Annotated in this window: 21 protein-coding genes and 1 pseudogene; 6 read left to right on the top strand and 16 right to left on the bottom strand. The window is 51.7% G+C overall.

Features of this window, described 5'->3' with window-relative positions; genetic code table 11:
- Positions 1–36: 36 nt before the first annotated feature.
- The 9 genes from cas6e to cysJ all read right to left on the bottom strand — a co-directional run bounded on the left by cas6e (position 37) and on the right by cysJ (position 11,902).
- Positions 37–630: a type I-E CRISPR-associated protein Cas6/Cse3/CasE gene (gene cas6e, locus C3432_RS13580; RefSeq protein WP_103777145.1), complete on the bottom strand. Its 594-nt coding sequence runs from the start codon at positions 628–630 to the stop codon at positions 37–39.
- Positions 617–1,291, bottom strand: coding sequence for a type I-E CRISPR-associated protein Cas5/CasD (cas5e, locus tag C3432_RS13585; RefSeq protein ID WP_095715735.1), 675 nt, complete (start codon positions 1,289–1,291; stop codon positions 617–619). Before cas5e ends, cas6e begins: the two co-directional genes overlap by 14 nt.
- Before the next feature lie 2 nt (positions 1,292–1,293).
- Entirely contained in the window at positions 1,294–2,382 is a 1,089-nt protein-coding gene (cas7e, locus tag C3432_RS13590) for a type I-E CRISPR-associated protein Cas7/Cse4/CasC (RefSeq protein ID WP_095715734.1), read from the bottom strand.
- A gap of 10 nt (positions 2,383–2,392) precedes the next feature.
- Entirely contained in the window at positions 2,393–2,878 is a 486-nt protein-coding gene (gene casB, locus C3432_RS13595; protein ID WP_233626863.1) for a type I-E CRISPR-associated protein Cse2/CasB, read from the bottom strand.
- Positions 2,868–4,382, bottom strand: coding sequence for a type I-E CRISPR-associated protein Cse1/CasA (gene casA, locus C3432_RS13600; RefSeq protein WP_103777146.1), 1,515 nt, complete (start codon positions 4,380–4,382; stop codon positions 2,868–2,870). The genes casB and casA overlap by 11 nt, the downstream gene beginning before the upstream one ends.
- 317 nt (positions 4,383–4,699) lie before the next feature.
- Positions 4,700–7,387, bottom strand: a complete 2,688-nt coding sequence (gene cas3, locus C3432_RS13605) for a CRISPR-associated helicase/endonuclease Cas3 (protein WP_103777147.1) — start codon at positions 7,385–7,387, stop codon at positions 4,700–4,702.
- A gap of 191 nt (positions 7,388–7,578) precedes the next feature.
- On the bottom strand, positions 7,579–8,313 hold the full coding sequence (cysH, locus tag C3432_RS13610) for a phosphoadenosine phosphosulfate reductase (RefSeq protein WP_103777864.1): 735 nt from the start codon (positions 8,311–8,313) through the stop codon (positions 7,579–7,581).
- Positions 8,314–8,390: 77 nt separating this feature from the next.
- On the bottom strand, positions 8,391–10,103 hold the full coding sequence (gene cysI / locus C3432_RS13615; RefSeq protein ID WP_103777148.1) for an assimilatory sulfite reductase (NADPH) hemoprotein subunit: 1,713 nt from the start codon (positions 10,101–10,103) through the stop codon (positions 8,391–8,393).
- The gene (gene cysJ, locus C3432_RS13620; RefSeq protein WP_103777149.1) at positions 10,103–11,902 is read right to left on the bottom strand and encodes an NADPH-dependent assimilatory sulfite reductase flavoprotein subunit; all 1,800 of its coding nucleotides are present in this window, start codon (positions 11,900–11,902) and stop codon (positions 10,103–10,105) included. Before cysJ ends, cysI begins: the two co-directional genes overlap by 1 nt.
- Positions 11,903–12,207: 305 nt before the next feature.
- Here cysJ and queD point away from each other — a divergent pair, with 305 nt between their 5' ends.
- The 4 genes from queD to C3432_RS13640 all read left to right on the top strand — a co-directional run bounded on the left by queD (position 12,208) and on the right by C3432_RS13640 (position 14,766).
- A complete protein-coding gene (gene queD, locus C3432_RS13625) occupies positions 12,208–12,570 on the top strand; it encodes a 6-carboxytetrahydropterin synthase QueD (protein ID WP_006687049.1) in 363 nt (120 codons plus the stop codon).
- An 81-nt stretch (positions 12,571–12,651) separates the two neighbouring features.
- Positions 12,652–13,923 (top strand): FAD-dependent oxidoreductase, encoded by a 1,272-nt coding sequence (locus tag C3432_RS13630; protein WP_103777150.1) that lies wholly within the window; start codon positions 12,652–12,654, stop codon positions 13,921–13,923.
- Complete coding sequence (locus C3432_RS13635) at positions 13,914–14,174, top strand: ferredoxin family protein (RefSeq protein ID WP_103777151.1); 261 nt, start codon at positions 13,914–13,916, stop codon at positions 14,172–14,174. The genes C3432_RS13630 and C3432_RS13635 overlap by 10 nt, the downstream gene beginning before the upstream one ends.
- A 16-nt stretch (positions 14,175–14,190) precedes the next feature.
- The gene (locus tag C3432_RS13640) at positions 14,191–14,766 is read left to right on the top strand and encodes a glycerol-3-phosphate responsive antiterminator (protein ID WP_016154221.1); all 576 of its coding nucleotides are present in this window, start codon (positions 14,191–14,193) and stop codon (positions 14,764–14,766) included.
- Positions 14,767–14,816: 50 nt separating this feature from the next.
- On the opposite strand, the gene C3432_RS13645 is transcribed toward C3432_RS13640, so the two are convergent.
- The 5 genes and pseudogenes from C3432_RS13645 to C3432_RS13665 all read right to left on the bottom strand — a co-directional run bounded on the left by C3432_RS13645 (position 14,817) and on the right by C3432_RS13665 (position 20,127).
- Complete coding sequence (locus C3432_RS13645; RefSeq protein ID WP_103777152.1) at positions 14,817–15,671, bottom strand: electron transfer flavoprotein subunit alpha/FixB family protein; 855 nt, start codon at positions 15,669–15,671, stop codon at positions 14,817–14,819.
- Positions 15,668–16,450 (bottom strand): electron transfer flavoprotein subunit beta/FixA family protein, encoded by a 783-nt coding sequence (locus C3432_RS13650; RefSeq protein ID WP_103777153.1) that lies wholly within the window; start codon positions 16,448–16,450, stop codon positions 15,668–15,670. The genes C3432_RS13645 and C3432_RS13650 overlap by 4 nt, the downstream gene beginning before the upstream one ends.
- A pseudogene (locus tag C3432_RS13655) lies at positions 16,428–17,786 on the bottom strand (MFS transporter); the annotation flags it as partial. The gene C3432_RS13650 and the pseudogene C3432_RS13655, both read right to left, overlap by 23 nt.
- 45 nt (positions 17,787–17,831) lie before the next feature.
- Positions 17,832–19,286 (bottom strand): FAD-binding oxidoreductase, encoded by a 1,455-nt coding sequence (locus C3432_RS13660; RefSeq protein ID WP_103777155.1) that lies wholly within the window; start codon positions 19,284–19,286, stop codon positions 17,832–17,834.
- 55 nt (positions 19,287–19,341) lie between these two features.
- On the bottom strand, positions 19,342–20,127 hold the full coding sequence (locus C3432_RS13665; protein WP_103777156.1) for an SDR family oxidoreductase: 786 nt from the start codon (positions 20,125–20,127) through the stop codon (positions 19,342–19,344).
- Positions 20,128–20,445: 318 nt separating this feature from the next.
- Here C3432_RS13665 and C3432_RS13670 point away from each other — a divergent pair, with 318 nt between their 5' ends.
- A complete protein-coding gene (locus C3432_RS13670) occupies positions 20,446–21,744 on the top strand; it encodes an MFS transporter (RefSeq protein WP_103777157.1) in 1,299 nt (432 codons plus the stop codon).
- 26 nt (positions 21,745–21,770) lie between these two features.
- Positions 21,771–23,249, top strand: coding sequence for an FGGY-family carbohydrate kinase (locus tag C3432_RS13675; protein WP_103777158.1), 1,479 nt, complete (start codon positions 21,771–21,773; stop codon positions 23,247–23,249).
- A 103-nt stretch (positions 23,250–23,352) separates the two neighbouring features.
- Here the strand turns inward: C3432_RS13675 and queE are convergent, their stop codons facing one another.
- Together queE and C3432_RS13685 are read right to left on the bottom strand one after the other, a co-directional pair.
- Positions 23,353–24,024 carry a 7-carboxy-7-deazaguanine synthase QueE gene (queE, locus tag C3432_RS13680; protein WP_103777159.1) on the bottom strand — a complete coding sequence of 224 codons (672 nt, stop codon included), beginning with the start codon at positions 24,022–24,024 and terminating at the stop codon, positions 23,353–23,355.
- 113 nt (positions 24,025–24,137) lie between these two features.
- Positions 24,138–24,794: a winged helix-turn-helix transcriptional regulator gene (locus C3432_RS13685; RefSeq protein WP_258041614.1), complete on the bottom strand. Its 657-nt coding sequence runs from the start codon at positions 24,792–24,794 to the stop codon at positions 24,138–24,140.
- Positions 24,795–24,839 lie beyond the last annotated feature (45 nt).

Below are 24,839 nucleotides of genomic sequence, written 5' to 3' on the forward strand. Positions count from 1 at the left end.
CGACACCTCTATATATATCAAACAAAATTAATGACTTCAGGCGATTGACAACAAACCACACCCCATCGCTTTTGCAGGCCCAATTCCTTGTATCAATATTTGATTGAACTTATCAGTATCCGAGACCGTCAGAAATCCATCAAAACAAACTGGCTGGATTTTTCCATTCCGATTGTTTTTCTGAAAAAATAAGGCTTTCTCCTGGGTAATGCGACATTGTTCCAGAACAGCAATACCCGATAATTTCCGTTGTAACCATGCAGTCTGTTCACCTTCATCGATTAAAGGCACACGGCAACTTTTCACTTCTCCACGGCTATTTTGCCGACGTTGAGCGTCCTTAATCGTTTTGACCGGATTAGCTCTCAGCCTGAAACGTAATCTGGCATTTTTTTCTAATCTAAAACCAAGCGGCTTACTCGCAACCACCTGAGCAACGATTGCATCACAAGGTGAAAGCATTGATTGCAGTAGTACCACGCCCCCCTTCCCGGTATGCAATTCTTCCAGACGGAAAAGGAAATCACGTGATATATCAGCGCGATCCGGGAAAAGTTGCCATAAGGCTCGATGAAGTTGATAAGGATCTCTGGCCCATCGCCAGTTAACAAAAATTTTACTCAGATACATTTCTTTTCCCCTTAATGACAAACCACTCCCTTGCGGCAAACTGACGGGGTAATGAAATGATAGGTTCATCCCTCATGCGAAAACGTTGATTTGCCGAACCAACGGCCTCTTCACAATAGATGTCCCCACCTGTCGGCGCATAATTCATCAGCGCATTTTCAGGATCTACCGCCTGGCAATCACCAACAAAAAGCGGCTCTGTCATAGGGCAAGAGCGTCGCCCCAGATAAGGTGTAAAATAAGGTTTACGAACGGCTTCGCTAAGCATTTCAACGTTAAAATCAGTCGATGGCAGACACCACACTGCCACCGTAAATGACGCGTCGCACAAATACTCACGCCAGGTTTGTATTGTCTGGTGGCATTTCAAACCTACGTAGTCTTCGCGTGCATCCTGGACCGTATGGTAGTCAATAATTTTTGTTACCTTTAACGGGTGGCTATCAACCATTTTCTGGTCACAGCGGATAGCAAAACGTACGCTGTTCGCAAGCTTTTGCAGGCTGTCCTTATTATTACGCCGAATCCCAAGGCATGCCCCCAGCAACCCAAGTAATCCACTACGCGTAGGAAAAGCCGCCGTTGGCCGCGTACCTTCGAATGTCGGTAATCCCCAGAATTGCATCGGACCCGCAAGGCGCAGAATCAGATACCGATTCATAATCAAACCTCACCGCTATTACGGATCCACTGCTTCAGTTGCTCAAGGCTCTCCATCTTAGCGACTCCGGCAGGCAAACTGTCGCCGGTTAGCAAGAATTCAGCAGCAGGTCCCGTCAGGCCATAACCTTTCGAGACGCGTTCCCAGTATTCAGTGAATGCCTCAATTGAAGGTTTCAGATACCCCTCTTTGGCCTTAACCGGACACTCAAATGCATTAGCGAGCGAGAGAGGGAAATCAGAGAAATTAACCATCACTAAATCAGCAGGGTTAAACGCAGCAAAGGTACGTTGTTTGGCATTCGGTGTTTCAGTTGCCAGCATATGTGCCAGATGGGAGGCAATTTCCAGAACCTTACTACGATCAACACTACCGAGATTTTCCTGCAACTGACTGATATTCAGACTAGCGTAACGATAAAACACACCGGAGGAGAATTCTTGAGTACCAAGATGACCCGAGCCTAATTCTTGTAGATCATCCACAGCGGTAAACCAGTCAATATCAGAATCAACGTGATGTGTCGTAATTGAGTGAGCAATCGACATAGCGCCATCAACTTTACCTAATTCACTCATCATCCCGCTTGTCGCCATACGACCGCTCAGGGCAATATCTACGCCATTCTGCAAATTCACACGCATTGCAGCCACTTGTTCTTTCAGCTTTTTGATGAGTTTTTTTTCATCCAGACCTTCTTCATCACCTATTTTCACCTGCTCGCAAAACCATGCAAATTCCCCCAATACCCAAGGGGTTACGGCGTCTGCATCAATTTTTTCTGATTCATCGATTGGTTTCCCGGATAATAAAAAAAGCGTACGATCGATTAACGCTTTATCAAAACGTTCACCCAGGTCTTTGCGCAGGCGCTCCCTTAATAACTCCAGATGAATGGTTCGAATACTCGATTCTCCGAGATGGCGAGCATAATATTCACTTTTTCTCATTGCTCTTTTCAGACTCTGGCTGGATATCCGTACCCGCCGTTTACCACCAAAAAAAGCATCTTTCTGCATGTTCATATCGTCGCGGTTCAGGCATGAAGGGCTGTGGGAAATAAGAATGTGGAAATTGATAAAATTATTCATGAACGTATCCTTACTGATTTTTCTTTTGAGGGCTTGCAATTACAAAATCTTCCAGAAGCTGACGGCGTTCTTTTGGACTCCACCAGATAAGCTGGTTAGCAAAATCCGGCCAATATAAAATCGGTTCCGCATGTGCTAACAAGCGGCGCAGCTGTACCATATCAGCAGGCCATTCAGAGCGAAGAAGCTGAAAAACCCGACGCTCATTGATACGCTGCTGACTATTTGCCAACGCTTTACCTACGCTAATACCATATTTTTCCTCAGCTTCCTTTTCTTTATGGCAAACAGCATTTCTGCCTGCCGTAAGGCAAAACACCATGCGTAATAACGGTTTTTGATTCACTGGGTTATCCCAGCCAAAGGAAGAAACCAACCGATAAAAAACCGGAATATCTTTTAACTCATCGGGTTCTGAAACCCGCCGGAGTTGAGCCCTGGCTCCGTTATCAAGCTGTTCCCATGCACGGTAAAGCGCCATGGTGTTAATCGACATTGTTATTACCTCCTTCTGGTTGTAATGCACCAAGATGTTTGTACAAACTTCGACGAGCAACGGCCAACGTAAGAGCCAGCTTAGGATGGTGTATATAGGGGGCCGTAGCATCCTCGAATAAGCGTTCACAAACTTGATGAAGGTTCCTTCTCAGGTGTTCCAGAGCGTTGTCCGCATTCTCATAATCCAACGACGCAAGCAGATCAGGAATAATTAACTCACTTTGACGATAATAGTGACGCTCAGCGCTTTCATGCACCGCAACACCAGCGCCTTTAATTCCACTGGTATTAACGCCCACGGAGAACGTATAAAGAGCTTTGCGTAACGCAGTTTTATAATTCAACCCCGTTTCTACGATCTCATTAACGAGATCCAGGAACTGCTGCCAGCCCTGATTAAAGACTAAAACATCATGGCGCCGTTCGAGGATTGATGCCTGATTGGTACGATAACCGCCAATAATAAGCTGTAATCGTTGACCACGAAGCAGCTCCTGCGCTTGCTTAACAACGGCTGCAACACGATGCCCTTCAACATTCTTCGCTGCAGCTTTTTCTACCAATATTCGGCTTACCTGGGTCCATGAGGGTATTGAGGTCGTAAAAGACAAAAATTTCTCTTCCGGTTGGCCTTTCCTGGTTTGCAACAGGCGGGGTGAGTGGGGATGAGGCCATATTTCTTCAACGTTAAAGCTAAATTTTTCTTTCAGGAAACCATCATAACGCTGTTCGGCATTCTGACCGCAACCACTGCAAATTCCACCCGCTATTGTCGGGCATAGTTCAATATGTGCAGGCTGCCAGAATAGTCCCCTGAATAAACCAATACTGGCTGCCGGAATTTTTTCCCCGCTTTTGATCGGATCCTGCCAGACGAAACTATCATTTTGAGGTAGCTCGCTATCCAGAAATATTTCCAGGTGCTGAGTAGTAAGCACATTAAGCCACACGGTAGTACGCAGATCGTTTCCCTGTACCAGGGTGGTTACCGGGGATCCACCGCGTAACCCACTCTTGAATCCACCGCCAAACCCGGGTGCATTATTTGCCTGATTAAAAAGCGCAATTGCCGTACATCCACCGCAAAGTGCGTTCCCCTGTCCTGGTTCGTTAACAAAAGCACAGTTTGTTGCTCCGGTTAATCCCACCAATAACTTATCCATCCCTGTAGCCTCTTTTGCCGCCACGCCTTTTGTCTGCATAAAAGGCGCATCAGGATGGTTAAGCTGGAAAACCTCATTCCAGCCAGACACAGCATCGGTAAAGAGTGAATCAGAAAGTGGGTTGCTGAGGCGCTGCCGAAGCACCGGGTAATCCTGCACAGGTAAAATGACCTGAACCAAACAAATCAATAGCTGTAGTGCAGCCAACTCCATGTCATCACGAGGTAAACAGAGACCCCATGACTGCGAGTCACAAAGCAGAGTCTGTAACGTAATTATCTGCGGAGAACCGCCATGCAAAGGACGGACCGGTATCCATTTATCATTCAGAAGATCCATTCTGTTTTCCTTTTTGATTTTTACTGGCTTCTCAAAACAACAACCAATGCCAGCATCGCTATGACTAAGGCAATAAACGTAATTGCCAAAGGTGTGATTCTGTTCAGTGAGTCAATAATTCTCTTTAAATCCATAGCTAACCACCTCCTGTCCAAAGAGTGAGCAGGCTATAGCTCCAAAAATAAAAAATCAAGTAATTCTGAACTCGATTGAATATTGACCTTTTTACCACTTACTTCTATCATTTAAACTCTTCCCCGCACCGGCGGGGATAAACCGTAATTATGAACACGAATGCGCAAACAACGTTCCCAAACTTATTTGGGCTCAGCAGGGATGGTTCTTACCATCCCTGTTTCCACGGTGTAAGTGAGGGAAAACCGTTTCCCCTGGTATTGCCAGCCCCCTGAATCAATGTTCCCTTCCAGCCATAGCAATCCATCCTCATCAACTTTTTCAGTAAAGACCTTCTCCCAACGATGCGGCACACCAACACGATTCAACATTAAGGCTTCACGCAGCAAATAATTATCCAGTTGTTCAACAAGTTGCCCATTTAATAAACATTTCCCCTGAGATGTCATCACGTAAGGTATTATCGGTAAGCTCATTTCACCATCACGCGTCACAGCACGAACGTTCTGATCGTCATCCGTCAGCACGGTATTCTTAGCCCAGTCCAGCATCAAACGAACACTATGCCTTTTAGTGCATTCCGTTTTCTGATACTCATCCATTCCGGCTGTTACCCATTCCGGCTCATTCATTTCCTCCGCATCGTCGTAAATCGGCTCAATCCAGCCACGATATGCCTGCGGGAAAACCAGAGGGGTATCACCTAAAGCCTCAATATATTGCTGAGTGCGCCACATCACGCGGGTATGGCTGTAGATAAGATTATGTTCGCCATAATCATCACCATCCGGGAGTAAAACGGTGGCTTTCGGAACAGAAAAGGCCGCCGGTCGCCAGTTCTCTTTATGGCGATGTAAGCGCCCCAACCGTTGGAATAAGTGATCCACAGGACACAATTGCGTAATTAACCAGTCAAAGCAGACATCTAAACTGGCTTCAATTACCTGGGTTGATACCAGGATCCGCCCGCAGCTACGATCGCCTTTCTTACCAAAATAGCTCAGCACCCCGCGCTCTTTTTTCTGACGATCAATCAACGTAAACCTGGCGTGAAATAACATCACCTGAATATCTGTATCGGCCTGCGCCTGAATCTGCCGGAACACACGCTGCGCCACATCAACCAGGTTACAAATAATGCAGACTTGCGCTCCTGAGCGTGCGGCGGCAACCATCCTTTCGATCAACGTTGAGTCTGGCATTAACTCCGCGACATGGAGCGCTTCAAGGTAAAGCTGGAAAGCAGGAGGCAAATGTTCAGGTTTATGCTGCAAATCGAGTTGCTCTTCCCGTTGCGCATCGCACCAGCTAATTAGCGGATAAGGCTCAGGAAGAGGCGAGCGCCGCGTTACGACAGAATCAGATTTACCATGAGAAAGCAGGCGCTGGCGCTGTTTCGCCGACAGTGTTGCGGAAAGCAGAATCGCACTTCCTCCGGCTGCAAGTTGCTCACTTAAAACAGCATCGAGTAATCCATTCATATAGCTATCGTACGCATGAACTTCATCAACGATTAAAACGCTGCGTCCGGTGCCCAATCCCCGAATAAAACGATGACGGACAGGTAACACAGAAACAAGCACCTGGTCGATGGTGCACACTCCTACCTGCCCAAGAAAAACACGTTTATGCCCCTGGGAAAGCCACTCACAGCACTGACTCCAGGCCTCCTCCCCCTGTGGGTTAGCACCTGCGTGTTTTAATGCCTTAAAGGTTGGGTTAAAGTCAGCATTGCCATGTGCCAGAACAATATTCGGATGTTCAAATATCTGGAGCGCCAACGTTCCCATCCGTTCCAGCATCGCATTCGCAGTAGCCTGCGTCGGCAAAGCAAAAATAATGCTATCGGCTAGATCGTTATCCAGTAATTTCCAGGCATAAGCCAATGCAGTTTCCGTTTTTCCTGAGCCTGTCGGTGCTTCAATTAATGTCACACCAGAAGCGACAGGTATCTCATCAACCAATATTTGTAGTTGTCGTGGAACATACCCTTTTTCAAGCAACGCCTGCGTACCAGAATAAGAGCTCACCGTCGTCAGTAAGCCACTGCGTTCTATAACTAGCGCCGCATCTTCCTCATACCGTTTTGTAAAATAAGATTTTAATGCTTCGTCGCTTTTCGGCAGGGTTGCACAGAACTGAAAAGTATCTTCACTGCGCCAGGAACCCAACCAATCGGAAACTGAACAAAATCCTGCTAAAAGCGTTGATACCTTCGGGGGAATACTTTCCAGTGTGAGGCTGGCAGGTTGCAGAAATAAAAGTTCGAGAACCTTGATCCATTCCCAACGCGCCGCTTTATCTCGCGCAGCGAAAGATTGACAGAGGTGAGGCATTTCGTACTGACTTGATGAAATATGTGCTGCTTGCCGCACGTAGCCATGATGACCTGTCACGGCTTCAATCCAGGGAAACCAGGAAGCGTAAGGATGTGCAGATGGTTCATCAAAACTTAAGAAACCGTTATGATTTATTGTGGGTTGAAAGTCTTCAATAAACCAAAATAAACCGCCCACTCCGTGATCAAAATGTCGGCAAGTCTCCAGTGAAGGGCGTTGTAGCTTACCGTCTTCCGGATGTAACTCCAGCCATGTTGCGCACACCTTGCACTGGAAGCGAATGTCCCATTTGCCGAGATCATGCAGGGCAGTAAAAAACAGCAGCCATGCACGAATTTCGCTCTCTGTCGCCAATCGATCGCAGCAAAAATGACGACGCATGGCAACACTATGATCCCACCAGTACGCCGCCACCGCCACCACATCCAGACAGTGATAGGGCAGCAGATGGTATGCATCCCCCTGGGCGTGAATATTTTCCTGTTTACCGGTTTTTCCCCAGTATGCAAAATAAGATGCGTAATTATCCATTTATTAATAACAAGTCCGAATCCAAATATATTAACAGAATTACAGACTAAGAAATAATATCGTTGATCAGAATCACACCTTAACGCGCAAAATAAAGTATTTTTTCAAGAAAATAATAAAAATGAATAAGATAAATTAAATAAATAAGCACCAGAAATATTTCCCTCTATTTTCCGGTGCTGATGAGACGATCACCCCTCGTGCAATCCGCACTCGCGCTTCAATCCGAAGAACCGCGTCTCTTCTTCCGCCATACCCGGCTCCCACTTACGGGTGGTGTGAGTATCACCGACGGAGAGATAGCCCTGATCCCACAAGGGGTGATATTTCAGGCCATGCTTTTGCAGGTACTGGTAAACGGTACGGTTATCCCAGTCGATGATGGGCAACATTTTAAACACGCCGCGCTGGATAGCCAGAACCGGCAAATGCGCCCGGCTGCCCGACTGCTCGCGGCGCAGACCCGCAAACCAGGTTTGCGCGTTGAGTTCTTTAAGCGCGCGGTTCATCGGCTCGACTTTGTTGATCTCATTGTATTTCTCAATGCCTTCAACGCCCTGCTCCCACAGTTTGCCGTAGCGCGCTTCCTGCCAGGCCGCGCTCTCCTTCGCCCGGTAGACTTGCAGATTAAGCTTGAGCTTGTCCGTTAACTCATCAATAAACTGGTAGGTTTCCGGGAACAAATAGCCGGTATCGGTGAGGATCACCAGGATATCCGGGTGAACCTGATTCACCAGGTGCAGGCTGACCGCCGCCTGAATACCAAAGCTCGATGAGAGCACGTATTCACCTGGCAGATTCTCCAGCGCCCACGCCACGCGTCCTTCAGCATCGCGTTTTTCCAGTTCACCGTTGGTTTCTGCCAGCGCCAGGACGCGCTCAACTTTCGGCAGTTCGTTCAACGCGTTGAGATCGAGTACGGACATAAATACCTCGCTGTTTACCTTGCCTGATGGCGCTGCGCTTATCAGGCCTACGCGTAGCGCCATCGGGTAATCGGATGTTATTCCCAGAAATCCCGCGCCGGATCGAGCACCGGACGAATGATGCCCGCACGCACCGTAAAATCGCCGAAGCCTTCACCCGCTTCGCGCTCTTTCGCCCAGCGCCCAACCAGTTCGTCAACGGAGTCGAGAATTTCCGATTCCGTAATATTTTCGCGATACATACGCGGAATGCGCGTGCCCATGCGGTTACCACCAAGGTGCACGTTGTAGCGCCCCGGCGCTTTACCCACCAGGCCCAGCTCCGCCAGCATCGCGCGGCCGCAGCCGTTCGGACATCCCGTCACACGCATCACAATATGCTCGTCAGGAATGCCGTGTTTTTCGAGAATGGCTTCCACTTTATCAGTGAACGATGGCAGGAAACGTTCGGCTTCCGCCATCGCCAGCGGACAGGTCGGGAACGACACGCAGGCCATCGAGTTTTCACGCTGCGGCTTCACCGCATTCATCAATCCGTGATCGCGCGCCAGCTTCTCGATCTTCGCTTTTTGGCTTTCCGGCACACCAGCAATGATCAGGTTCTGGTTGGCGGTGATGCGGAACTCGCCTTTATGGATCTTCGCGATTTCCAGCAGCCCCGTTTTCAGCGGGCGTCCGGGATAATCCAGAATACGCCCGTTCTCAATAAACAGCGTCAGGTGCCATTTATTGTCGATCCCTTTTACCCAACCGATGCGATCGCCGCGACCGGTGAATTCATAAGGCCGGATCGGCTCAAATTTAATGCCCGCGCGACGTTCCACTTCTTCTTTGAACGTCTCAACGCCCACGCGCTCCAGGGTGTATTTGGTTTTCGCGTTTTTACGATCGGTGCGATTGCCCCAGTCGCGCTGGGTGGTGACCACAGCTTCCGCTACCGCCAGCGTGTGCTCCAGCGGCAGATAGCCGAACTCGCTCGCGGTGCGGGCGTAAGTTTTCTTATTCCCGTGCTCAATAGACAAACCGCCGCCCACCAGCAGGTTAAAGCCCACCAGCTTGCCGTTTTCGGCAATCGCCACGAAGTTCATGTCGTTGGCGTGCAGATCGATATCGTTCTGCGGTGGGATTACGACCGTGGTTTTGAACTTACGCGGCAGATAGGTCTGGCCGAGGATCGGTTCTTCATCCGTCGTGGCGACCTTTTCCTGATCGAGCCAGATCTCCGCATAGGCACGGGTGCGCGGCAGCAGATGCTCAGAGATCTTCTTCGCCCATTCATAGGCTTGCGCGTGCAATTCAGACTCGTAAGGGTTGGAGGTACACAGCACGTTACGGTTCATATCGTTGGCGGTTGCCAGCGAGTCCAGACCAACGGAGTGCAGCATCTGGTGTACCGGCTTCACGTTCTTTTTCAGAATGCCGTGAAACTGGAACGTCTGACGGTTGGTCAGGCGGATGCTGCCGTAAATCGTGTTGTCATGGGCGAACTTATCGATCGCCTGCCACTGTCTGGTGGTGATCACCCCACCCGGCAGACGGCAGCGCAGCAGCATCGCGTGACGCGGCTCCAGCTTCTGCTCTGCGCGCTCGGCGCGGATATCGCGGTCATCCTGCTGATACATACCGTGGAAACGGATCAGCAGGAAGTTGTCGCCTTTGAAACCGCCGGTCAGACCGTCATTCAAATCTTCGGCAATGGTGCCGCGCAGGTAGTTACTCTCTACCTTCATGCGCTCGGCATCAGACAGTTTGCCTTCGACCACCAGGGGGCCAGGATGTTTTTCGCTCATTAGTAGACATCTCGCTGATAACGGCGCTCTACGCGCAGCTCACTTAAAAATTCATCCGCCGTTTCGGCATCCATACCGCCGAATTCGGCAATCACTTCCAGCAAAGCCTGCTCAACGTCTTTCGCCATGCGATTAGCGTCGCCGCAGACATAAATGTGGGCACCTTCATTGATCCAGCGCCACAGCTCCGCGCCCTGTTGGCGCAGTTTGTCTTGTACGTATATTTTTTCTTTCTGGTCACGGGACCAGGCCAGATCGATACGGCTCAGCACGCCTTCTTTGACGTAGCGCTGCCATTCCACCTGGTAAAGGAAATCTTCGGTAAAATGCGGGTTGCCAAAGAACAGCCAGCTTTTGCCCTCTGCCCCGTCCGCCGCGCGCTGCTGCATAAAGGCGCGGAACGGCGCAATCCCCGTGCCTGGTCCAATCATAATGACCGGCGTTTGCGGATTCGCTGGCAGACGGAAGTTGTCGTTATGCTCAATGAACACACGCACTTCGCCATCCTCTTCAACGCGATCGGCGAGGAAGCTGGATGCTCCCCCCGCACGGGCACGACCTTCGATGTCATAACGCACCACGCCCACGGTTACGTGCACTTCGCTTTCCACTTCCGCCTGGGAAGAGGCAATAGAATACAAACGCGGCGTGAGTGGACGCAGAAGATCAACCAACGTTTGGGCATCCAGCTGCGCTGGGGAGAAACGCACCATATCGACGATTGGCGTGGTTGCGGCGTAATGCTGCAACTGTGCCTTATCACCCACCAGCGGCAGCAGGGATTCGCTACGGGTTAAAGTGGCATAGTTCTCAACGATATTGCCGGTGTTCACCGTCAGCTCAAAATGCCACTGCAGCGCTTCGGTAAGCGACAGGGTTTTGCCGTCAACCGTGACCGGTTCGTCGCCTTTCAGCCACAGCAGCTCAACCAGTTCTTTGACCAGTGCCGGATCGTTCTGATACCAGACCCCTAAGGCATCGCCCGGCTGGTAGCGCAGGCCGGAATCACCCAGATCGATTTCGATATGGCGCACATCTTTTTCCGAGTCGCGACCGGTGATTTTCTGGTTAACCGACAGGCTCGCCGTCAGCGGAGATTCTTTGGTATACGGGCTGGAGTGGATCTCATTTACCGCTCCGCTGGCAATGGCCTGAGCAGGCGCGGCGACCGGCGCACGGGATTTCAGCACCTCAACCACGCGCGCACGCCATTCGGCGGCTGCGTTCTGGTATTCCACATCGGCATCCACGCGGTCCAGCAGACGCTCACCGCCCAGCTCAGCCAGTTTTGCATCGAAGTCTTTTCCTGACTGACAGAAAAACTCGTAAGAAGTGTCACCAAGACCAAACACGGCAAAAGCGGTGTTATCAAGCTTCGGCGCTTTTTTCGAGAACAGGAATTTATGCAACGCTACGGCTTCTTCCGCCGGTTCACCTTCCCCTTGCGTCGACGCCACTACGATCAGCAATTTCTCATTGGCGATCTGTTTGAATTTATAGTCGCCAGCATTGATGAGAGTGACGTTGAGCTTCGCGGCCAGCAGATCGTCACGCAGGGCTTCCGCCACCCGACGCGCATTACCGGTTTGCGAGGCGGAGATGAGGGTTATCCCCGGCATTTCAGCAGCAGGCGCAGGTGCCGCCACGGTGCTGCCCGGCTGCTGATTCAGCACGCCCCAGAAATAGCCAGAAACCCAGGCAAGCTGCGTGGGGGTAAGGTCGGTCGTGGCCGCCTGAAGGCGTGCCAGCTGCTCCGGGTTTAGCGGAAGCAAAGCGGAAGGTGGGGCCTGTGTCGTCATGCGTTGTCATGTTCCAGTAAGCAAAGCGGATTTCAGCAATAAAACCCAAACTGAAGATAAGGTTAACGGCGTGAATAGTAACAACTAAAGAAGGGATAGAAATAACAAATAACCAAATGAACTAACCTGTTTTAGTTGTCGTTGTTAACGGCAAAAACGATTTAATAAGCATATGATATCTAGAGTGTTATTAAACATTCATAATGGAAATATGCCGTTCTGATGTTCAGCGCCCTTTTAACTAATGATAAAAAATGTACTTTACGGTACCCTACGGCGTTTTTTTGCATTCTTGAGAGTAAATAATGTCCACCACTTTGTTTAAAGATTTCACCTTCGAAGCCGCTCACCGTCTGCCGCACGTCCCGGAAGGGCATAAGTGTGGCCGCCTGCATGGTCACTCATTTATGGTGCGTCTTGAAATTACCGGTGAAGTCGATCCACATACCGGTTGGATCATGGACTTTGCTGAGCTGAAAGCGGCATTTAAGCCGACTTACGATCGTCTTGATCACTACTATCTGAACGATATTCCTGGCTTAGAAAACCCAACCAGTGAAGTACTGGCAAAATGGATTTGGGATCAGGTTAAACCGGTTGTCCCTCTGCTGAGTGCAGTGATGGTGAAAGAGACCTGCACGGCGGGTTGTGTTTATCGCGGGGAATGATTGTATCGTCTGTGGCAACGGTCAATATTCCTTAACTAACACTCTGTTAGGGTTATGTGCTCTGGATATCTGGAGCACAACATGTCTGACGATTTCGATATTATTATCATCGGTGCAGGGATAGCGGGCACCGCTTGTGCTTTACGTTGCGCGCGCGCAGGGCTTTCGGTTCTGCTCCTTGAGCGCGGCGAACTTCCCGGCAGTAAAAACCTTTCAGGCGGGCGTCTGTATACTCACGCGCTCGGTGAACTTCTTCCCCACTTCCAACATTCAGCCCCACTTGAACGCCGAATTACCCAGGAAAATCTCTCGCTGTTAACTCGCGATGGCGCAACGACGTACTCCAGCCTGCAACCGGATGGAGACTCATGGAGCCTGCTGCGCGCCCGCTTCGACCCGTGGTTTGTCGCCCAGGCCGAGGCCGAAGGCGTACAGTTTATCAGCGGTGTGACGGTTGAGGCGCTCCATATCGAAGAGGACAGAATCTGCGGTGTCATTGCTGATAACGAGACGCTCCGCGCCCGTTATGTGGTGCTGGCGGAAGGGGCAAACAGCGTGCTGGCAGAGCGTTATGGATTCCTGCCGCGTCCCTCGACAGCCGCAATGGCATTAGGTATTAAAGAGACGCTGGCGCTGGATAAAACGCGGCTCGAAGAACGTTTTCGCTTATCCAGCGATGAGGGGGCTGCAATGCTGTTCAGCGGAGAAATCTGCGGCGAACGGCCCGGCGGCGCGTTTCTCTATACCAATCAGGAGACGCTCTCTCTGGGCGTGGTTTGTCCGCTCTCCTCTTTGGCACAGAGCGATGTCCCGGCGGCTGAACTGCTGGAACGGCTCAAGACGCATCCGGCGCTGTATCCGCTGCTCAGAGGCAGCGAAACGCTGGAATATGGCGCACATCTGGTACCAGAAGGCGGCCTGCACAGCCTGCCCGTAAAGTACGCCGGAGACGGCTGGCTGCTGGTGGGCGATGCGCTGCGCAGCTGTGTGAATACCGGTTTCTCCGTTCGCGGCATGGATATGGCGCTCATTGGCGCTCAGGCGGCGGCGCAAACATTGATTAACGCCTGCCGGAAACGCGAGCCGCAAAATCTGTTTCCGGCTTATCACCACGACATCCAGCACAGCCTGCTGTGGGACGTTCTGCAACGTTACCGGGATGTTCCGGCGTTGCTCCAGCGCCCCGGATGGTATCGCCAATGGCCCATGCTGATGGAGGCTATTTCCCGTGAAATCTGGCATCAGGGTAATCATCCGGTAGCCCCGCTGCGCCAGATCGTCTGGCGTCAGTTTCGTCGTCACGGCCTGCGTCATCTGGCAGGCGATATCATCAGGAGCTTACGATGTCTGTAGCCCGTAACGTCTGGCGTCCCGCCGACATTTCACATATCGTTCCTGCGACCGTTATTGACAGCAAAACGGCACAACGGTTGATTACGTCCTGCCCCGCCGGACTGTTTTCTCTTACGGCGAAAGGTGAGCTACGGGTCAACTTTCGCGGCTGCCTGGAGTGCGGCACCTGTCGACTGCTGTGTGATGAAAAAACGCTGCAACAGTGGCGCTACCCCGCGTCCGGCTTTGGCATCACTTACCGATTTGGATAATTTAATAGGATAATTTATGCCCCTGTTACACCTGCTTCGCCAGAATCCGGTTATTGCCGCCGTGAAAGACAACGCCAGCCTGCAATTAGCCATTGATTCCGAGTGCCAGTTCATTTCTGTGCTGTACGGCAATATCTGCACCATCAGCCATATCGTGAAGAAGATTAAAACTGCCGGTAAATACGCATTTATCCACGTTGATCTGCTGGAGGGCGCATCCAATAAAGAGGTGGTGATCCAGTTTCTGAAGCTGGTCACCGAGGCCGACGGCATCATCAGTACCAAAGCGTCGATGCTGAAAGCGGCGCGGGCGGAGGGCTTTTTCTGTATTCATCGCCTGTTTATCGTCGACTCCATCTCCTTTCACAACATTGACAAGCAGGTCGCACAGTCAAACCCGGACTGTATTGAAATCCTGCCGGGATGCATGCCGAAAGTGCTGGGATGGGTGACGGAAAAAATACGCCAGCCGTTGATTGCCGGTGGTCTGGTCTGCGATGAAGAGGACGCCCGCAATGCGATGAAAGCTGGTGTGGCGGCGCTTTCAACTACCAACACCGACGTCTGGACGTTAGCCAAAAAGCTGCATTAACCCGAGCTGCCGGATAGCAGTGTAAACACCTGATCCGGCCTGCCCCTGAATTAATTTTCTGCGATGGCTGCCAACGCCTCCAGCACCGGCAGCCAGTCATCCACAATGCCGACATCCGCCTGTGAGAAGACCGGCGCACTGGCGTCACTGTTTATCGCCACGACGAACCGGCTCTGACGAACCCCGGCCATTAGCGCCGCCGCGCCGGATGCCCCCGCCACAATGCAGACATCCGGCGCAAGCAGATGCCCCGATATCCCAATCACGCGCTCAGCGTCAAAGCCGCCATTCATCACCCGTGCACGGCTGTATCCCACTTCGGCATCGATTTTGCGACCAAGAGCGGTAATTTTTGCGGCGTCGGCGTCACCTCTTCCCTGCCCGACCACCAGCACACGCCCGGCCTGCAACAAAGGATGAGCTGTAACACGGTCAATGCTTTCTACGCTATCCAGCCAGCCCGGAGGTGTCGTGGGGGCAATCCGGCGCTCCGTCATCGCTGGCAGCACGTTGCCCGACGCGCTCGTTTCCGGTTGTCGCGCCAGTGAAAGGCACAAGGGACGCGCGGTGATTTGCAGCGTAGCCGTCAGCGCATTCCCCCAGTGGGATTTCGTCACCAGCCCCTGTTGCGCATCCAGCGTCTGCACCTGGCAAACGCTGCCGCCATGCAGACGCCAGGCCAGCCGCGTCGCAAGCTCATCCCCCAGCGCACCCGCCGGGAAAATCAGGATGTCGGCTGGCGTCAGCAACCACTGCGCCGCCAGCGCGTCCAGCACCTGCTCCGCCACGTCCGGCATCGGGTCGAGCGTCCAGCGTTCCAGTTCTGCTGCATTAAGCGCGTTTTCTGCAATCCAGCCTGCCAGTGCAGCGCATTCCCCCGATTCCGTAATCACAACGATCTTCATGGCTGCATCCTCTGGCGCAAATAATCATTCCACAATATCCGGGCTTTTTCCTGCGCCGTCGCGCCGTCGATAATCGTGGCGCTGCGCCGCTGCGCCGGTCGCACCAGCTTCTGACATTGCACGTTCGGGGTTTCATCACTGGACGCTGGCTGACGTAAAATCTCCGCTTTTGCCGCCGCCAGACGCTGACGCATTCCGGGGACGGGAAGCGCCACTTCACCACACTGCCTGACGGCAATCACTGCCGGAAGCCGCACCCGGCAGCGGCGTAACCCGGTTGTCGTTCGCTGTTCGACAACAATAAAAGGCGGCGTCAGCGTAAAACGCTCCACCAGGGTAAAGCAGGGCCAGGCCAGCATTTCAGCCATCATAAATGGCGTTTGCCCGTTCTGTCCTTCGCTACTCTGACAGCCAGTGATAATCAAATCCGCGCCGTGATGACGCTGCCAGTCAGTTATTTGCCGGGCAATGAATTCCGGCGCAAAGCGCAGATCCGCCGTCGTTTCCAGCAACACCGGCTTATCAAAACCCAGCGCGGCAAAATAGCGCAACCAATGAATCGCACGCTCATCGCTAATGCTTAGCGCGGTTAACGTCATATCACAACCTTCACGACGTTGCGCCAGCAGTAATGCCGCAGCCGCCTGCTCATCGGCACCAGGAGAACAGCGCAGCAGCGCGGTGTCCGGGCCACGGGTATCTTCCGTCGCCGCCAGCCAGTCTTTTTCCGCCAACATGCCGGAGTCTGGTTCGGCCTTAAACGCGAACAGAATGTTCATTTGCTCCTCCCTGTCTTTTCTCCACACTTCCGGCCGCCACCAGCGGCAATGCCTTCGTTTCCGGTGCCCATAGCCAGGTCACCACAAATCCAATGAGGAGCACGCCAGCCAGCAGCAGCAGCGTAACCTGCATCCCCCATTGCGCCAGCGTCCAGGGCAGCAGGCCGGTGCTGATTGCCGCGCCCAGTCTGCTCATCGACGTCGCAAAACCCACGCCCAGCGAACGGATATCCGTCGGGAAGCTTTCAGCAGGCAGGATCCCTACCAGATTACTGACCGCAGAAATTGTGGTGCTGAACATGACAAAAAGCAGCAGCGTCAACGGGCTGCCGGGCGGTAAAAAAGCCATCACCACCAGCGTGGCAGCCAACAGAAAAAAACTCCCAAGCAGAAACCGACGGTGCGCCAGCAGATGTGTCAATACCAGCCCCAGCAGTGCGCCAACGATTAACAACGCATTCAGCAGCAGGCTGGCGGTGAGCGCATCCTCCAGGCCGATGGTCCCGGCAATGGTGGGCAGCCAGGTGTAGATAACAAACCACGGGATTACCAGACAAACAAAAAAGACGCTGTTAAACGCGGTTCGCCGCCAGTAGAGGGGGGAAAAGAGCGTTTTGATGTGCTTTCCGGAGGCCGTCGACACTTCGTCGCCGAGCAATACGTGCGCCCCCAAATATCTGTGAACAATAGCGTGGGCTTCCGCGAAACGCCCCTGGCGCAGCAGCCAGCGGGGAGATTCCGGCGTTCCCCAGCGAAGCAGGGTAATCAATAGTGCAGGCAGCGCCGCCGACGCCAGCAGCCAGCGCCAGGCATCCGGGCTTTCGGTAACAAAATGGTGTCCCGCCAGGCTTGCCAGCACATAGCCGATGGTCCATACCACGCTGAACGCCCCCAGTAACACTCCCCGATGGCGACGCGGTGAGAACTCAGCCAGCAGGGTGTGCCCCACGGAATAATCGCCTCCCAGCCCAATCCCAATCAGGATGCGTAAACCAATAAGCTGTTCCGGCGAGGTGGCGAAAAGCTGTAAAAAAGAGGCGATGGTGATCAGCACAAAGCTGAAAGTGAAGATCTTCTGTCGACCAATGTGGTCTGAAATCCAGCCCAACACCAGACTACCGAGAAACAACCCGAGCAGCGCCGAACCGCCAATCATCCCGGCCATAAACGGCGTGAGCTGCATGGCAGGTGTTAACTGAATAATGGCATAGCCGACAACGCCAAGAACATAGCCGTCGGTAAGATGAGCGCCAAAGGTCAAGGCAGCAATACGACAGTGAAAACCGTTAAGCGGTAAATCGTCCATTCGCACCGGTGAAGTGTTCATTTCTACCCCTGTCCGGTAAAATTGTGGCTTCCCGGTCAGGAAGCCAGCTGATGTTTATTTCTCAATCGGGTAGATCGTTCCCGTGTTCATAATACCGTTTGGATCAAACTGACGTTTCAGACCTTCCAGCAGCGGCCACGCGCTGCCATGCTCCAGCTTGCTCCAGTGAACGCGGTGCTTACCGATGCCGTGGTGATGCACCATTGAGCCGCCAAGACGGATCGTCTCTTCGCAAATAATTTTGTTAAGCGGGTTGTGGTACTTATCAATCTCCTCTTCCGGCTTGCAGTCCACCACGTTGTAGTCATATACAAAGTACATGTTGGTACCGTTGATATAACTATGGGAAGAGTGACCGCCCAGCATGGTGATGTCATCCGCGTGTGGGAATTCAGTACGGATACGATTGATCACGTTTTCGTAAATTTGATGGATACAGCTCCAGCTGCCGGAAACTTCCGTCGTAAAGCCCATATTGCCAGTCTTCAGGATCTGCACGCGTTCGGCAGCCACTTTTTCCGGGCCCCAGTTCAGATGGTTAAACCAGTTCTCAATCAGCTTGCTGTCCACACGCTTACACTGTGGATAACGCGCGACGATCTCCGCAATGCCCTCGCCAGTGGCTTGCGCCATTCGCGGATTGCCCTCAGCCATGAAGATCAGCACGCATTTCCCGTCAGCGAAGTGTGTGAAGTGCTGGGTACCATCCTCGGCGTCATACAGGCGTGCAATCGAAGGACGGTAGCCTTCCACCATCACCTCACGCAGGATGTCGAAACCGGTTTTCATATCGTCCAGAATGTAGCCGTAAAAAAGGTTATTTTCCGGCGTGAACCTGAAGATTTTCACCGTCACTTCAGTGATATAGCACAGCGCACCTTCGTTCCCAATGATGATGTGGCGAATGTCCGGACCGGCAGCCCGGCGTGGCACGTTCTTGATGCGGGTTACCGTGCCGTCCGGCAGCACCGCCTCCAGCCCCACGACCATATCTTCAATGGCTCCGTAGAGGGTGGAGAACTGCCCGATGCTGCGGGTTGCAACCAGGCCGCCCATCTGCGCCAGCGGCTTAGACTGCGGCGAATGCCCGGTGGTATACCCTTTTTCGCGCAATGCATTTTCCAGAATCTCAAGCGGAACGCCGCATTGAGCCGTCGCCTGCATATTTTCAATATCAATGCTCAGGATCTGGTTCATCCCTGCCCCGTCCAGCACCACGGAGTCTTTGACCACCGTTTCCAGACCCCCTTCCGTCGCGGATGCGCCGGTACGCGGAACCCCATTGATTTTATGTTGGTTCATAAACGCCAGAACGCGGGAAACCTGCTCTGTCGAACCGAGTTTTACCACTGCCGCCGGAATGGGTAGTGTATAAATACCGTGAATGTCGGCATATTTACGAAAGCGGTCAATGCTGTTTTTCTTTAATACGGTTTCATCGGTAATTACGCGTTCGGACCCAACAACTTCTTTTAGCTGGTCAACAATCGCTTCGCGAGATAAAGGCATAGTCGTTCCTTCCTGATCAGGAATAATTGATAAAAACAGAAATCATCGGTAGATATTAGCGAACTAAATAACCGCCATCGACGACCAGTAAATGACCGTTAACATAATCAGACGCATGGCTGGCAAGGAATATCGCGGCCCCCATTAAATCCTGGGTATCGCCCCAACGATTGGCAGGAATATGGTCCAGTACGCGCTGATTTGTTTCCGGATTGCTGCGCGTGGCCAGCGTAATATCCGTTGCATAATATCCTGGGGCAATACCGTTAACCTGAATATTATATTGTCCAAGTTCATCGCAATACGCTTTGGTAAAACCGGCAAGCGCATGTTTGGTTGCCGAATAAGCCGGAGACCACTGACCACCAAGATAAGAGAACAAAGAACAGATATTAAGAATTTTACCGCTGTTTTGCGGAATCATAATTTTTGCCGCTTCGTAGCTCAGTTCAAATGCCGCCGTCAGGTTGACGTCAATCATCGGATCCCAGTCCGCACGACCAAAGTCCAGTACCTTATTCAGCTTACAAATTCCGGCATTGTTCACCAGAATATCCACCGTGCCAAAACGCTCGCAGCAGGCGGCAATAATCTTCTGCGGGGCCCCTTTTTCGGTAATATCCACCTGCATGAATTCAACTTCAACACCCTGTTTCTCAATGATTTCCTTCGTTTCACCGTTATCTTTTACAAAACTTGGGATAAACAGATTCGCCCCGGCTTTCGCCAGCGCCATCGCAAAAGCCTGACCCAGACCGCTGTTGCCGCCCGTTACGATCGCCGTTTTTCCTTTCAGGGAGAAAAAATTCATTGAGAATGCGTTGAGAGATTCGATTGACATAGTTGGCTCCAAATTCCTTCAGGCAAAAAAAAAGAAAGGCAACTTCCCCCGCCAGGGGGAAGTCACCTTTCTCATTATCTCTGGTAACTGGAATGAATTTTTAGCATAACGAGAAAATATCTAACGTGATCAAAATCACAGATATTTTGTTCATTTTGTATTGATAACTAAAAACAAGAAGCGTGATTATTCTCACACTATAACCCACACTTCCATGTTATTTCTAAGCGCAATTACTAGAGACCTGAGAAAAGTAATCCACCTGAAAGGGCGGTTTACTTTTCTCTTTTTTTTGTCTGCATAAAATGAGAGCCCGATATGCAACAATCCTCATATCGCCGTTGGATAACACTCGCCATTATTAGTTTCAGCGGTGGCGTTAGTTTTGATTTAGCCTATTTACGTTATATCTATCAAATTCCCATGGCAAAATTCATGGGATTTAGCAATACCGAAATTGGATTAATAATGAGTACCTTTGGCGTTGCCGCTATTATTCTGTATGCGCCCAGCGGCGTTATTGCCGATAAATTCTCCCATCGCAAAATGATCACCTCAGCCATGATAATTACCGGATTGCTCGGTCTGCTGATGATGACCTATCCACCGCTGTGGGTCATGCTCTGTATTCAGGTCGCGTTCGCGATCACGACGATTTTGATGCTGTGGTCGGTATCGATTAAAGCCGCCTCGCTGCTGGGGGATCACAGTGAACAAGGGAAAATCATGGGCTGGATGGAAGGCCTGCGCGGCGTCGGCGTCATGTCGCTGGCGGTATTTACCATGTGGGTCTTTTCTCGCTTCGCTCCGGACGACAGCAACAGCCTGAAAGCCGTGATCCTGATTTATAGCGTGGTTTACATCCTGCTGGGAATTTTGTGCTGGTTCTTCGTGAACGATGGCAACAGCCGCAGCCACGGTGCGAAAGAGGATAAGCAGGCGTTTCAGCTCAAAGATATCATCGCCGTGCTGCGTATCAGCACCACCTGGTATTGCAGCATGGTTATTTTTGGCGTCTTTACGATCTACGCCATTCTCAGCTACTCCACCAACTATCTGACCGAAATGTACGGCATGTCGCTGGTCGCGGCGAGCTACATGGGGATCGTCATCAACAAGATCTTCCGGGCTATTTGTGGGCCGCTGGGCGGCATCATCACCACCTACAGCAAAATTAAGTCGCCAACGCGCGTGGTTCAACTGCTTTCAATTGTCGGCGCCGCTGCGCTGATTGCCCTGCTGGTGACGAACTCAAATCCGCAGTCCGTGGTCATGGGGATCGGCCTGATTCTGCTGCTGGGCTTCACCTGCTACGCCTCGCGCGGGCTTTACTGGGCCTGTCCCGGCGAGGCCAGAACCCCTTCTTACATCATGGGAACCACCGTAGGGATCTGCTCGGTTATCGGTTTCCTGCCCGACGTGTTCGTCTATCCGATTGTCGGCCACTGGCAGGATACGCTCCCGGCGGCACAAGCCTATCGCAATATGTGGCTGATGGGACTGGCGGCGCTGTGCATGGTCATCCTCTTCACGTTCTTATTGTTTCGCAAAATTCGCACCAACAACGCCGCACCGGAAAAGATAAGCTCACTGGCCGCAGAAACCTCCGGCGAGTGAAGATGGAAAATTAAAGGAGAATGACAATGGCAAAGAAATACATCATTGGAATTGATGGCGGAAGTCAGAGTACCAAGGTTGTGATGTACGATCTGGAAGGTAACGTGGTGTGTGAAGGAAAAGGTCTCCTGCAACCGATGTTTACTCCCGACGCCGATACGGCGGAACACCCCGATGACGATTTATGGACGTCGTTATGTTTTGCCGCCAGAGACTTAATGAGCCAGTTCGCAGGAGACAAAAAAGACATTGTCGGGATTGGTCTGGGCTCCATTCGCTGCTGTCGCGCATTGCTCAAAGCAGACGGCACGCCCGCGGCGCCATTGATCAGCTGGCAGGACGCGCGCGTCACCCGCCCTTATGAGCACACCCATCCTGATGTGGCTTACGTCACCTCATTTTCAGGTTATTTGTCACATCGCTTAACCGGTGAATTTAAAGACAATATCGCCAACTACTTTGGTCAGTGGCCGGTGGATTACAAAACCTGGTCATGGAGCGACGACCCGGAGGTGGTTAAGAAATTCAATATCCCGCGCAGGATGCTGTTTGAGGTGCAGATGCCGGGAACCGTGCTCGGGCACCTGACCGACGCCGCGGCGAAAGCGACAAACTTCCCCGCCGGATTACCGGTGGTTTGTACCACCAGCGATAAACCGGTAGAAGCCCTGGGCGCAGGATTGCTGGACGACGAAACCGCGGTTATCTCATTAGGTACCTATATCGCCCTGATGATGAACGGCAAAGCCCTGCCCAAAGATCCGGTCGCTTACTGGCCTATTATGTCTTCAATTCCGCAAACCCTGCTCTACGAAGGCTATGGCATTCGCAAAGGGATGTGGACGGTCAGCTGGCTGCGGGATATGTTGGGGGAATCGCTGATCCAGGATGCGAAAGCGCAGGATCTGTCGCCGGAAGATTTGCTGAATAAGAAAGCGGCCAGCGTACCACCCGGTTGCAATGGCCTGATGACCGTCCTGGACTGGCTGACCAACCCCTGGGAACCGTTCAAACGCGGGATCATGATTGGCTTTGATTCCGGCATGGACTACGCCTGGATTTACCGGTCTATTCTGGAGAGCGTGGCGCTAACGCTGAAAAATAACTACGACAATATGTGTGATGAAATGAACCACGTGGCAAAACAAGTGATCGTCACTGGCGGCGGTTCAAACAGCGATCTGTTCATGCAAATCTTTGCCGATGTGTTCAACCTTCCCGCAAGGCGGAATGCCATTAACGGTTGCGCCAGCCTCGGGGCGGCAATTAACACGGCGGTAGGGCTTGGTCTGTATCCGGACTATGAGACCGCGATAGAAAAAATGGTACGGGTGAAAGATGTATTCATGCCAATAGAAAGCAACGCCAGACGCTATGACGCGCTGAACAAAGGGATTTTCCGCGATTTAACCCAGCACACCGATGTGATCCTGAAAAAGTCGTATGAAGTGCTGCATGGCAACCTGGATAACGTTGATTCGATTCAGAGCTGGTCTAACGCGTAGATAAACCGCGAAGGCCGGATGGCTGCTGACGATTCATCCGGCCTGCACATTTCAACGCCAGGCCCGATAAGCTTGCGCCATCGGGCATTCCACCATCCGGTGCTCAGGCAATATTCAGGTATTTATGGGTCTGCATCGACAGACGCCAGTTGCGGGCGATACAGGTTTCAATACACAGGCGCGTCGCATCTTCCTTCTGACTGACAGGCTGTAGCGCAATCACGCGCTGTTTTTCATCCGTCAGCGTCGCCAGCAGTTCATCCAGCGCTTCAATGTCGCGCACGCGACCAACCGGATGTTTAATCTCATCGGCCCGCTCCAGCGCCTGGGACAGCACATCGTAACCACCACGCATGTTCACTTTGGGCGATACCGTTACCCAGGTGGCGTGGGAACAGCGCACCTCATGGGTTCCACTGGTTTCAATCTGGCAGCTGTAGCCGTTCTTTTCGAGCAGTCCGGTCAGCGGCGTCAGATCGTGAATGCAGGGTTCGCCGCCGGTGATCACCACGTGGCGTGCCGTCCAGCCCTGGCGGCCAATAATCGCCAGCAGATCTTCCGCACTTCCGGCCCCCCACTTATCACTCTCTTTGGTTTTCGCCAGAATGCTGAACAGCGACACTTCCCGATCTGCGAGTTTATCCCACGTATGTTTGGTATCACACCAGGCACAGCCAACCGGGCATCCCTGTAAACGAATAAAGATAGCGGGAACGCCAGTGAAGTAACCCTCGCCTTGCAGGGTCTGGAACATCTCGTTAATCGGGTACTGCATAGTCATCTCTGTGAGGGGGATAAAGAGTAAGTATCGCAGATTTCGGTCATCAGGTCATGTACGGGAGCCGCCGCGCCTCTGCAGCTTCAGGTGCTGTCGCCAGCGGTGATGGTTTAATATTTTGAAGGTATGTTGTTTATCGCTCTGAGCAGGCCTTTTTCAGTCTCGATATAGTTTCCGGTCTTCAGCTGAGCCAGTATCTTCATGATGCTGCTGCGTGACAGAAAGGTACGGCTTAAAATATAAGAAACAATGCTGACATTATTTCTCACCTCTTCTGTTTCATCCATCAGTTCATAGAGCTGATAGCATATAATCTCATAAGAAGATAATGCCGAGATCTTCGTGCAGTGATCGAACATTCTTGTCGCACTATAAATTAACAGCGCGGCTACGCCTTTCCACAAGTTACTCCTGTCGATAATCCGGTTGGCATCGTCAATAGAGAGAACGCTAATTTCAGACGTCTCATTCGTTCTGATATAGAAATAGTCATGCTCCAGCATTTGCGTGCTTAAGCCAAATATGTAGGGAGCTGATTCTGAATTTAAGGCAATACCGTCGGCATGACGATAAAGCGTAATGTTACCGTGATGAAGTAAAAAACATTTATGCTGCCCGTCCACTCTAAAGTTAAGTGACTGCTTATCGGCGAGCGTCAGCTTATTGGCAAAAGGTGTAAGGATGCTTATCAGTTGATTGATATCAGCCAGAGGCTTTTTGTGTCTGATGCTGTAACTTATTGAGGTAGCTCTTTTTTTATTATTCACAAATAAATCCCTCCATAGGCTTATGAACATCCCCCTAACGTACTT

The sequence above is a fragment of the Citrobacter amalonaticus genome, assembly GCF_002918555.1.
In the GTDB taxonomy this organism is placed as follows: domain Bacteria; phylum Pseudomonadota; class Gammaproteobacteria; order Enterobacterales; family Enterobacteriaceae; genus Citrobacter_C; species Citrobacter_C amalonaticus_A.

Bases quoted from the DNA above. Each gene is read 5' to 3' on its own strand.
- cas6e (WP_103777145.1), bottom strand. From the start codon at position 630: ATGTATCTGAGTAAAATTTTTGTTAACTGGCGATGGGCCAGAGATCCT.
- cas5e (WP_095715735.1), bottom strand. From the start codon at position 1,291: ATGAATCGGTATCTGATTCTGCGCCTTGCGGGTCCGATGCAATTCTGG.
- cas7e (WP_095715734.1), bottom strand. From the start codon at position 2,382: ATGAATAATTTTATCAATTTCCACATTCTTATTTCCCACAGCCCTTCA.
- casB (WP_233626863.1), bottom strand. From the start codon at position 2,878: ATGTCGATTAACACCATGGCGCTTTACCGTGCATGGGAACAGCTTGAT.
- casA (WP_103777146.1), bottom strand. From the start codon at position 4,382: ATGGATCTTCTGAATGATAAATGGATACCGGTCCGTCCTTTGCATGGC.
- cas3 (WP_103777147.1), bottom strand. From the start codon at position 7,387: ATGGATAATTACGCATCTTATTTTGCATACTGGGGAAAAACCGGTAAA.
- cysH (WP_103777864.1), bottom strand. From the start codon at position 8,313: ATGTCCGTACTCGATCTCAACGCGTTGAACGAACTGCCGAAAGTTGAG.
- cysI (WP_103777148.1), bottom strand. From the start codon at position 10,103: ATGAGCGAAAAACATCCTGGCCCCCTGGTGGTCGAAGGCAAACTGTCT.
- cysJ (WP_103777149.1), bottom strand. From the start codon at position 11,902: ATGACGACACAGGCCCCACCTTCCGCTTTGCTTCCGCTAAACCCGGAG.
- queD (WP_006687049.1), top strand. From the start codon at position 12,208: ATGTCCACCACTTTGTTTAAAGATTTCACCTTCGAAGCCGCTCACCGT.
- C3432_RS13630 (WP_103777150.1), top strand. From the start codon at position 12,652: ATGTCTGACGATTTCGATATTATTATCATCGGTGCAGGGATAGCGGGC.
- C3432_RS13635 (WP_103777151.1), top strand. From the start codon at position 13,914: ATGTCTGTAGCCCGTAACGTCTGGCGTCCCGCCGACATTTCACATATC.
- C3432_RS13640 (WP_016154221.1), top strand. From the start codon at position 14,191: ATGCCCCTGTTACACCTGCTTCGCCAGAATCCGGTTATTGCCGCCGTG.
- C3432_RS13645 (WP_103777152.1), bottom strand. From the start codon at position 15,671: ATGAAGATCGTTGTGATTACGGAATCGGGGGAATGCGCTGCACTGGCA.
- C3432_RS13650 (WP_103777153.1), bottom strand. From the start codon at position 16,450: ATGAACATTCTGTTCGCGTTTAAGGCCGAACCAGACTCCGGCATGTTG.
- C3432_RS13660 (WP_103777155.1), bottom strand. From the start codon at position 19,286: ATGCCTTTATCTCGCGAAGCGATTGTTGACCAGCTAAAAGAAGTTGTT.
- C3432_RS13665 (WP_103777156.1), bottom strand. From the start codon at position 20,127: ATGTCAATCGAATCTCTCAACGCATTCTCAATGAATTTTTTCTCCCTG.
- C3432_RS13670 (WP_103777157.1), top strand. From the start codon at position 20,446: ATGCAACAATCCTCATATCGCCGTTGGATAACACTCGCCATTATTAGT.
- C3432_RS13675 (WP_103777158.1), top strand. From the start codon at position 21,771: ATGGCAAAGAAATACATCATTGGAATTGATGGCGGAAGTCAGAGTACC.
- queE (WP_103777159.1), bottom strand. From the start codon at position 24,024: ATGCAGTACCCGATTAACGAGATGTTCCAGACCCTGCAAGGCGAGGGT.